Annotated in this window: 1 protein-coding gene; it reads right to left on the bottom strand. The window is 58.3% G+C overall.

Features of this window, described 5'->3' with window-relative positions:
• Positions 1 to 235, bottom strand: a 235-nt coding sequence (locus tag X744_RS01000000170800) for a SpoIIE family protein phosphatase (RefSeq protein WP_032908326.1), incomplete at both ends; no start/stop codon positions are given.

Here is a 235-nt window from a genome sequence, read left to right as displayed (position 1 = left end):
ATTTTCTGTCTTGGTCTTCCGCCTCGGTCACTCCGTCCGTGTGCAGCACGATCACGTCGCCGCTCCCGAACACAATGTCGCGCGTGGCAATGAACTTCGAGATGTCATTCTCCAGGCCAACCGGCAGACCCAGATCCATCGTGTCGATACGTTCGACGTTCCCGTCCGCACGCACGACGAGAACGTCCTCATGCTGGCCGGATAGCGTTACCCGCTCATCCTCGAAGTCAAGGAA

It is taken from the genome of Mesorhizobium sp. LNHC252B00, from assembly GCF_000502955.1.
GTDB lineage: Bacteria > Pseudomonadota > Alphaproteobacteria > Rhizobiales > Rhizobiaceae > Mesorhizobium.
The sequence above is the reverse complement of the archived record's forward strand: the minus strand, read 5'-3'. Positions and strand labels throughout refer to the sequence as shown.